Here is a 352-nt window from a genome sequence, read left to right as displayed (position 1 = left end):
CGCTTATGCGGCTCAATACCGCATCCAGCGCGCCGACCTGTTCCCGGCGGTTTCGGCCACCGGCAGCGGCAGTCGTCAGCGGGTTCCGGCACGGGCCTCGCAAACCGGCGAAGCGAACATCAGCAGTTCCTACTCGGCCACCGTCGGCATCAGCGCCTATGAACTCGACCTGTTCGGTCGGGTGCGCAGCCTGAGCGAAGAGGCCCTGCAGAAGTACTTCGCCACTGAAGAAGCACGGCGCAGCACGCAGATCAGTCTGGTGGCCAGCGTGGCCAATGCCTATCTGACCTGGCAGGCCGACAAGGAACTGCTGAAACTGACCCAGGAAACCCTCGGTGCCTTCGAGGAGAGC

Annotated in this window: 1 protein-coding gene; it reads left to right on the top strand. The window is 63.9% G+C overall.

Going from position 1 to position 352, the window contains the following annotated elements:
* Nucleotides 1-352: TolC family protein (locus AC1DF0_RS32730; protein ID WP_477577808.1), on the top strand; the 352-nt coding region annotated here is incomplete at both ends.

The sequence above is a fragment of the Paenibacillus sp. 05T425 genome, assembly GCF_056396205.1.
This window is presented reverse-complemented; position numbering and strand designations above follow the sequence as displayed.